Source organism: Pseudoalteromonas sp. bablab_jr010, assembly GCF_016464105.1.
Classification (GTDB): Bacteria; Pseudomonadota; Gammaproteobacteria; order Enterobacterales; family Alteromonadaceae; genus Pseudoalteromonas; species Pseudoalteromonas simplex.
Window position 1 is genome coordinate 1 of the sequence record NZ_JACDWV010000178.1, and the last position, 8,715, is coordinate 8,715.

The window sequence follows — 8,715 nt, forward strand, 5'->3', positions numbered from 1 at the left end:
AAAGCGATTTAGGCAAGGCATTGATTGCAAGTAATAGTGGTTCTATTGTTAAAATCAATAACGCAGTATAAATCGCTTTTAAACCAACCCTTTGGGCGCTTCGCAGGCACTTACTCTCATCGTTGTTACTTCTTAAAAGGGACTGCCATTCTTGCAAAGTAACGCCTTGATTTTAAGCACCTGTGAAACGCTGAATTCTGCATCTTGAGGTGGTTTGGGTATAAATTACTGCTTAATTAAGCTGCCTGACAAAAATGTATGTAATGCAGGGTCATCATCGTCGTTATAGCTTTCTGGTACTTCAAAACCTAAAGTTTCAACGCTAAATCCTCCATCAACGGTTGTGATAGGAGTCATTAACACGCCATAACCATAATTCTGACTCTCGGTAGCCTCACTAAACATCATTAAAGATCCTAAATGCAGCTCCCAAGACGCACTACGAACTTCACCATCTAATTCGAATGAAGCGCTGCCATCTTCAGCAATGACAATATTTGATGTTTCAACACCACCACTCTCGGCCATATAGGTGAAAATATGTGTACCAATTAAGTCGACTTCAATAAAAGAATCTTGCTCAATAACTCGCGTAATTCTTTGCATTACACCGAAGTCATCGCCATCTTTAAATTGTAAAAAGTTGCCTTGTGCTTTAACAATAAAGTGCGGGTCAGCTTCTTCTATTGGGCTACCGTATGTTTTTTCATAGAAATCGACAAACACTTTTTGATTCTCAATGTCATAATTATAGTAGCCTCCAGATATACCCAGCTCATCATTTTCAGTGTCATGAGCAAGCTCTAAGAAAGTACCGTCTTCTTTAAATATGCCCATAAAGAAGTCACCATCAAGCGAACCATCGAAATAAGCACCTACTAGTGGATTTCCCAGACTATAAATACGTGTTAGTACAACATCACCTTCCCCTTCAATTTCAAGAGTAAGTGTATCTGCAGAGACAGACGCTATAATGCTGCCAGCATCGTCAATCCCAAAACTTCCATTGGTATCTTCGCTTAGTTCAACAGCAAACTCACCTGTACTCTCATTCCAAGTAAAATCGCCTAACTCAAATCCCGGATGAGCATCATCAACGCCTTCATCTGCCATTGCTTGAATCTGAATCCACTTCCCATCACGTAAAACCACTGCAACATCAGGTTCATCGGCAAGTTGCCAGGCGCCATCTAACGGGTGCTCTGTTGCAGGGCGATCAATATCAACCTGCGCTTCCGCCATCGCTTTATCAAAGAACCAAGCTTGCTTATCACCTTCAGTACAACTCGCTGACTGCGCATAAACACAAACCGTTAAGAAATACCTATCAAAGTCACTAACCTCTGCTTGCGATGTATTAAACATCAATTTGCCGGAGGCTAAGCTGTAGTCATATTCAGTTAAAACTCCAAGATATGAAAAGCTAATTCTACGTTTATATTCATCTAATTCATCGTTATAGATTGTCTCAACTTTAATAGTTTCAACACCACGTTCCCTTGGCGAATAAAGCTCAATAAAACCAACGTTTATCGGATAACCATTTTCATCATAGCTAGCGTTTTCTTCTAACCAGTAGGGAGCAAATTTAGATACGCCATATTCCTTAGAAACTGAGAAGTTACGAAGATGTGATGAGTAATCCTCTGGGCGTTCGGTTCCGTCATAATTAAAAAAGCGATACTTACGGTAAGTAAAGTTTTGCCCGTTATTGGTTGCTAGCAGACGTTGAGAAAACTCACTATATACTTGGCAAACATCATCTTCAGGGCAGATTGGCTGAATGCCATTACTTGTAAAATAGTTATAACGTAAGAATTCTCCATCACTACTTACTTGCCAAGAACGAAAGTTTTGATTCAAATTAAAATTCATTAAACCATCGTCATAAACGTCGTAATGAAGGTCTGTTTGTGGTGAGTTATAACCTTGGTACACAGTCCATTTACCAAGTAGATCTGCTTCAGTAAATGAAAGCTGGTTATCTTTCACCATTAAACCAGTAACTGTTCGCGAGCTATCATCTGTTTTAGCTTCGAGTGATGCAGCAAATTGATAACCAACTTGTACATTTTTAACTAACCAAATTGCGATGTCATAATTGATACTTTCTGCGCTATTACTTATAAGTAGTTGATTCTCATCGACTTGCCAAGTAACACTGACAGGCGTTTTATCGTTATCAGTGAGCGTCCCAGTTCCACCAGAAAGTAGCTCAATACTTACAGCACTACTATACCCACCAAACTCGCTCAAATTATCAATAACCCAAGTACCAATAAGCTCATCTGCTGTCACTGCAAGTGTTTGTCGTTGTTCAATAAGGGTGGCGTTATAATTAGATTCAGAGCTGTTATACACTTCACCGCTGTTACTGAAACGAGTTTCAGTTTTGCGAGAAAACTCTACAGTTCTATTAGCATCATTTTCCAAGAGAATAATTAGATCTAACTCAACTAAATACTCACATACCTCCTGCTGCTGATCATTTTCATCATTGCTAAATGAGCAGTTTATAAGTACAGGCTCAGCTAAATTAATTGTAATATCCTGCTCTTGCTGAGACCAATTAAAGCTTGTATCGACATCAATCAAACTAGCATAGCCAGTTCCATCAGCCTTAAACTCTAACTGCGCAGTTGATGCTCTATAGTATTGCGGCTGCATTAAAATATACTCACCCACAATACTAGTAACGGTCTGATCTACAAGTTCATCATCTTCTTTAATTTCTTCTTTTGTCGATTCAATTAGACCCGGTTCTTGGCTCTCTACGGTATTAACAAAGTTATCAATATCCTCAGAATTTGATACAAGGTCTAAGGTTGATTCGACGCCTTCAGGAAGTTCATAGTTTTCGTTATCAACAATAATTTTAATTAATGATGCTAAAAGTAACTTCTCATCCGCATCAACAGCTAACAATGCATCATCGAGTGCTTCTTCGGAGTTGATATCAGCACCATCACGAGTCAATAATGCAAACTCTGCGGTAGTAACATTAGTTACATTAACGCCAAAATTATCCTCTTTACTAAGCTTTCCATCAGCTCCTGCTTGCGCCAGCAAAGTTGAAATTGACTTTAGCTGTGAGACAAACTCTACACCGGGATTGATTGAATTATTACCATATGCGACTAGCTTCACTAATTCATTTGCATCAGAGTCATCCACTTCAATATCTACGCTAAAACGACCCAGGGCATCCGCGGTTACTTCAAACTGTTCATCACCAATGTGAACTACAACACTAGAATTAACAATTGGCTCATCAGTTACAATGCCTTCAAATGTTATTTTTAGTGCCTTGCGCTTCAGAGCTATATTAACTTCTGCACTTGCAGTTGCATCGTCATCATCTGTTACAGTCAAAGCAAGAACAATATCTGCATCTTCTTCAACTGCAGGTGCTGTAATTGTTAAGGTGCTTGTATCGCTACCAGAAAGATCAAGGGTAGGACCAGATACTTGTGTCCAAGCATATTGACTAATACTTCCGTCACTATCAGTCGCTGTCGCCTGTAAAACTAGCTCCTCTCCCTCTAATAACTCTGTGTCACTGTTAATTGATACTGTTGGACTTTTATTCTCTTCAGCAACAGGAGGGGTATCATCTTCGTTATTGCTATTATTCCCACCACAAGCTGTTAAGCTAATAATACTGGCTGCGAAAAGTAATTGTTTTATAAAATTCATAGACCTGAAATTTGGAGGGCTCATCATGTTAATCCTTACATTGATTGCGGTATAGCTCACTAAAAAGAGGCAACTGCAGAGCAGTTGCCAATCTCAAAGGAAGCAAATCTTAATAAACGTATGAACAAGGTCAGCGCTCGATCACTCTTTTAACCATAAATTAGACTTTATGTTTGCCCGTCAATTTGAGTACTTCGAAGCATGTTTTCCCGTTCATTTTTCATTAAGATTTTATGGTAGATGAGTTATTCAAATTGTGTGTACTGAATGCCGACAAAAATGTACTCAAATACGACATGTAATTAAAAAACAGTAGGTTAAAGTTTTTGACATTGATATTCTTTTGCCGTCACACCATATTTTTCTTTGAAAAACTTAGAAAAATACGAACGTGAAGAAAAACCAACATCATCTATAACTAGACTTACTTGGCGACCCTGCTGTAACAACTCAGCAGCTCTTTGCAATCTATATTCGCGAAGATATTCACTTGGTGTGATATTTAACAATACTTTTAACTTTCTTTGGAATTGACGCTCACTCAATGCTAAGTGCTTCGCACATTCAAGCATAGAAAAGCCCTGCTGATGAAAATGCTCAGCAACATATTCAGCTAACTTTTCAAGCAGCTTTTTGTCTCTCGGATCGAGTGAAAAGGCCGTTTTTTGCTGAGCTTTATGTGGCGACTTTTCAGATTTCGATTGTTGTGCATATTGAGCTACCCAGCCTAGCCAGTTCTCAATTTTTAAAAATAGCTCTTCTCTATCGAATGGTTTAGTGATCACATCTAGCGCGTGTTGCTGCAAACTACTCACTCGAGTTTCATAATCGCCCTTTGCGGTCAAAATAATTACTGGGATATGGCATGTAACGGGCGAGTTATGTAATGAATCTAACACTGTAAAGCCATCAACTTTAGGCATCATTAAATCAGTGATGATTAAATCTGGCACTTGGCTCAAAGCTATTTGCAATCCAACTTGACCATCTTGCGCTAATAAAACTTGGTAGCGGTGTTGTAACTCAGATTTAAGGTAATGGCGTAACTCATCGTTGTCTTCAATAATTAATACACTGGCTTTATTCTGCACTTCATTTGATTTTGAACTGATACTTGCAGCAGAAGCATGAGCAGCAAATTGCGTTGCTTGAAATGAAAGTTTAAAACTAGTTCCTTCCCCTAAGCGACTTGCCAGCACAAGCGTGCCTTTGTACTTATCAACCAAACGCTTAACGATGGCTAGGCCAACGCCACTACCTTCTACATTTGCATGACTACTCACTCTGTAGAAAGTATCAAATACTTTGCCTTTTTCAGCGTCTGCGATACCTTTACCTGTGTCTGTTACTTCTATGTTGGCAAGCTCACCTGATACGCTTACGGTTAAGCCGACTTGACCTTGCTGAGTATATTTAAATGCATTGCTTAAAAGGTTGGTAAGAATCGTGATCACCCCTTCTCGGGTGCTTTCGATAAATACGGCTTCTTCAATATCGACCTTAAAGTCGATAGGCTTTTCACCTAAAACAGCAAACTGCCCTGCGACCTCTCTGGCAATTGCCGATAGTGACACAACTTTTATAATCTCTTCATGGCGCTCATCATAACGAGTCAGCGTTAATAGCTTATCAACCAAATTTTCTAAACGCCGGCTATTTCGCAATACCAAATTCAGCTGCTCACGCTTTTCAGTAATTCGCTCATCAGCTATTAGCTTTTGCAACGGCGCAATCAACAAACTCAAAGGAGTACGTAATTCATGAGATGCATGCGTGAAGAAGCGTACTTTATTTTCGAGTGAATCACTCAGAGCTTCAGCTTGCTGTTCGATGAGCGTTTTTTGCTCTGCGATTTCGTCGGTACGCTCACTAACAATTTGCTCCAGATAATATTTTTGTTTGCGTATCCGGCGAGTCCAAAGCACAGTGAATAGCCAGACCATCGCCAAAATCAGCATAGCCGCTAACAGATAAAACTCACTAGTTTGCCACCAAGGAGCAAGAACGGTTATGTTTAACAGTAATGGAGTGAGCACATTTGCCCCGCTTTCACTACTAGCATTAACTTTCAACTGATATTTACCAGCAGGAAGATTAGTGTAATCAACTGATAAAAAGGGCCCTGTAGTTTTGCGCCATTGCTGTTCAAAGCCTGCTAACTGATAGGAGTATTGGTTAGTTTGCGGCTCAGAGTAATGTAGGTAGCTAATCTGAAAGTGAACCCGTTTAATACCCGCAGGAATGGTCACTGAACGGCTTTTTTCTATTTGGTATAAACTGCCTAAACGACTGACTCCTTCGTTTACCACATCCTCATCATCAAATTGCAAGCTAGTAAGCGCTAACTGACCACCAATAACATTGAATTCAAGGTCATCAGGATTAATGACACTCACCCCCTGTGTGCCACCAAACATCAAGCGGCCATCACGGGTTTTTAAATAAGCACCGGCATTAAATTCATTACCTTGTAAGCCATGGCGAGCTTTATAGTTTTTAATGCTCATGGTTGCAGGATCTATTTTAGCGAGGCCGTTGTTGGTACTGAGCCAAACCCAATCTTCATTGTCTTTTAACAATGCATAAACGACTTGATTAGGAAGGCCTTGATTGACATTAAATTGATGCACGTGCTGGTTGCTCAAATCAATAATATTTAAGCCGTTCGACGTTGCGAGCCACATTTGCTGGTCAATTTCTAAAAACGCACGCACTGTATTATCAGATAAAGCCAAGTCGCCTTTGCGATAATTAGTGAGGGTATCGGTTGCAGCATTGTAATGATAAGCCCCATCACCATCTGTGCCTATCCACAGCTCTGCTTGCGAGCTTTTATATAAACTCGTCACCCGCGCAGTCGGAATTATAAGTTGTGTATTCGCTACAGGCTGTGCAAAACTAATAAATTTGCCACGCTGTCTATCAAAACAAAACAGCCCTCCACCATTCGTGCCAACCCAGACATTATTTTTCTCATCGACTAAAAGAGCATATATACTGTTCTCAGTTAAGCCATGCTCGCCTTCACCTGCTCGAAAGTGACTGATGCTGCCATCGGTATGCAAAACATCAATCCCTTGCTGCCAACTGCCAATCCATATATCGCCATTACGATCTTCGGCAATGGCTTTAATTGCATTGCTACTAATTGAATACGGTGAACTTTCGGTGGTTATGCGCTCTAAACGATTTAATTGCTGCTCAAGAATATCGATACCGCCACCCCAGCTGCCATACCAAATACGTTGCTTTGAGTCTTCAAATAGCGCCCACGCATCGTTACTTGAAAGTGGCGCTGGCTTTTTTAACTTACTAAATTGCAATGATGCTGGGTCGAGCTTACTGATCCCATTGGCAGTACCAAACCACATAATGTCGCTACTGTCTCGGTAGATACTATAGACCCGGTTATGAGCAAGACTATATTTATCAAATGGGTCATGTGCTAAAACGGTGAAGCTTGCATTAATTGGATCGTAAACATTAATCCCGCCACCTCGCGTTGCCAGCCAAACTTGGCCTTGGCTATCAAACTCAATATCACGAATTTCATTACTGCTAAGCCCAACACCGCCATCATTAGAGGTAAGCCACTGCGTCATTGTTTTAGTGCTTAACTCAATCTTGTATAAGCCACCACCCTGACTTGCCAACCAAATACTGCCATCAGCTGCCTGTTTGATAGCAAAGATACTGGCATGAATATCTATTGGCTCAGCAAAGCCAGAAAAAATAGTATTAATTTGTTGTTTATTAATAAGATCATAATGAAGTAACCCAGCTCCATGGGTACCAATCCAAAGGATGTCGGCAATTTTTGATAGCGCATAAATAGGCTTTTTTAAGTCTGTTATTAGCCTTTCAAGTTGCTGTGTTCGCTTATCGTAACGAAACAGGCTACCGTCGTATGTACCAATATAAACGTGCTGTTGCGCTACCAATAAACTGGTGATGCGACGCTCTTTTAAGAGTGGCTCAGAAAATTGATAATTATGTAATGCAAGTTGGTTTACACCACTATTTCGCGTACCTATAAACAGCTGTGATTCGCTATCAAGTGCCAATGGATAGATATAGTTATTTGCTAGGCTATTTGTCTCATCAGAGGCTGTGAATACGGTAAACTTATTGCCATCATAACGGTTTAAACCTGCCTGCGTCGAAAACCACATAAAACCTTGCTGATCTTGCACAATATCGAACACAACACTTTGCGATAATCCATCCTCAATATCGTAATTATGAAATGCAGACCAAGCTGAAGGTAAGAACAGAAGTGCTAACAGCGCTATTAAAAAACGGATCATCCCTAAATCTACACATTTATTATTAGTTATTAATCAAGCGTAGTTCAGTTCAGCTAACATTCATAATCATTTCCCAATTTAGGGATGAATAACCAAGATAGATATCAAGGGGTTGGATTTAGATGTGAGTTAGCGAGGGTAAAGGCTCTAGGTTATAGGTCAAGCATAACCTTGGGAGTGTTTTATGGTGGTTTGGGTTTACCAAAGAAAAGGTTTACATGGATTGTGTTGGGTTTCGCTGCGCTCAAACCAACCTACCCGAAGAATGAACAGGGCAAATGCTGAGCTAAACACCACACTAAACAGCCCCACCGTTCTAATCTGACGTCTGAAAGCTGATAGCTTTTCTACAGGCATTAAAAAAGGCCGCCTAGGCGACCTTTTTATAAGCTGTGAAGCTCTATCTGTTGATATTACTCAACGATAGTTGCAACAACACCAGCACCAACTGTACGGCCACCTTCACGGATAGCGAAGCGTAAACCTTCGTCCATTGGGAATTTGAAGGCGGCAGATTAGCCTTTCACTCTAAACTGCTTAAAACTTAAAGCTGGTAGCTTTTTTCACCCATAAAAAACCCGAGACTAAGCTCGGGTTTTTCTTAATGCTTAATGCATCACTATAGTTGATTACTCAACGATAGTTGCAACAACACCAGCACCAACTGTACGGCCACCTTCACGGATAGCGAAGCGTAAACCTTCGTCCATCG

General features: G+C 40.3%; 2 protein-coding genes and 2 pseudogenes. All 4 read right to left on the bottom strand.

From position 1 onward, the window contains the following. Window positions 1-225: 225 nt before the first annotated feature. Window positions 226-3,723, bottom strand: a complete 3,498-nt coding sequence (locus JIG37_RS18260) for a hypothetical protein (RefSeq protein WP_199530015.1) — start codon at window positions 3,721-3,723, stop codon at window positions 226-228. Window positions 3,724-4,013: 290 nt separating this feature from the next. Beyond that, the gene (locus JIG37_RS18265) at window positions 4,014-8,003 is read right to left on the bottom strand and encodes a two-component regulator propeller domain-containing protein (protein WP_199530016.1); all 3,990 of its coding nucleotides are present in this window, start codon (window positions 8,001-8,003) and stop codon (window positions 4,014-4,016) included. A 413-nt stretch (window positions 8,004-8,416) separates the two neighbouring features. Further along, window positions 8,417-8,497, bottom strand: a pseudogene (locus JIG37_RS18270) (elongation factor Tu); the annotation flags it as partial. A 135-nt stretch (window positions 8,498-8,632) separates the two neighbouring features. Beyond that, window positions 8,633-8,715, bottom strand: a pseudogene (locus JIG37_RS18275) (elongation factor Tu); the annotation flags it as partial.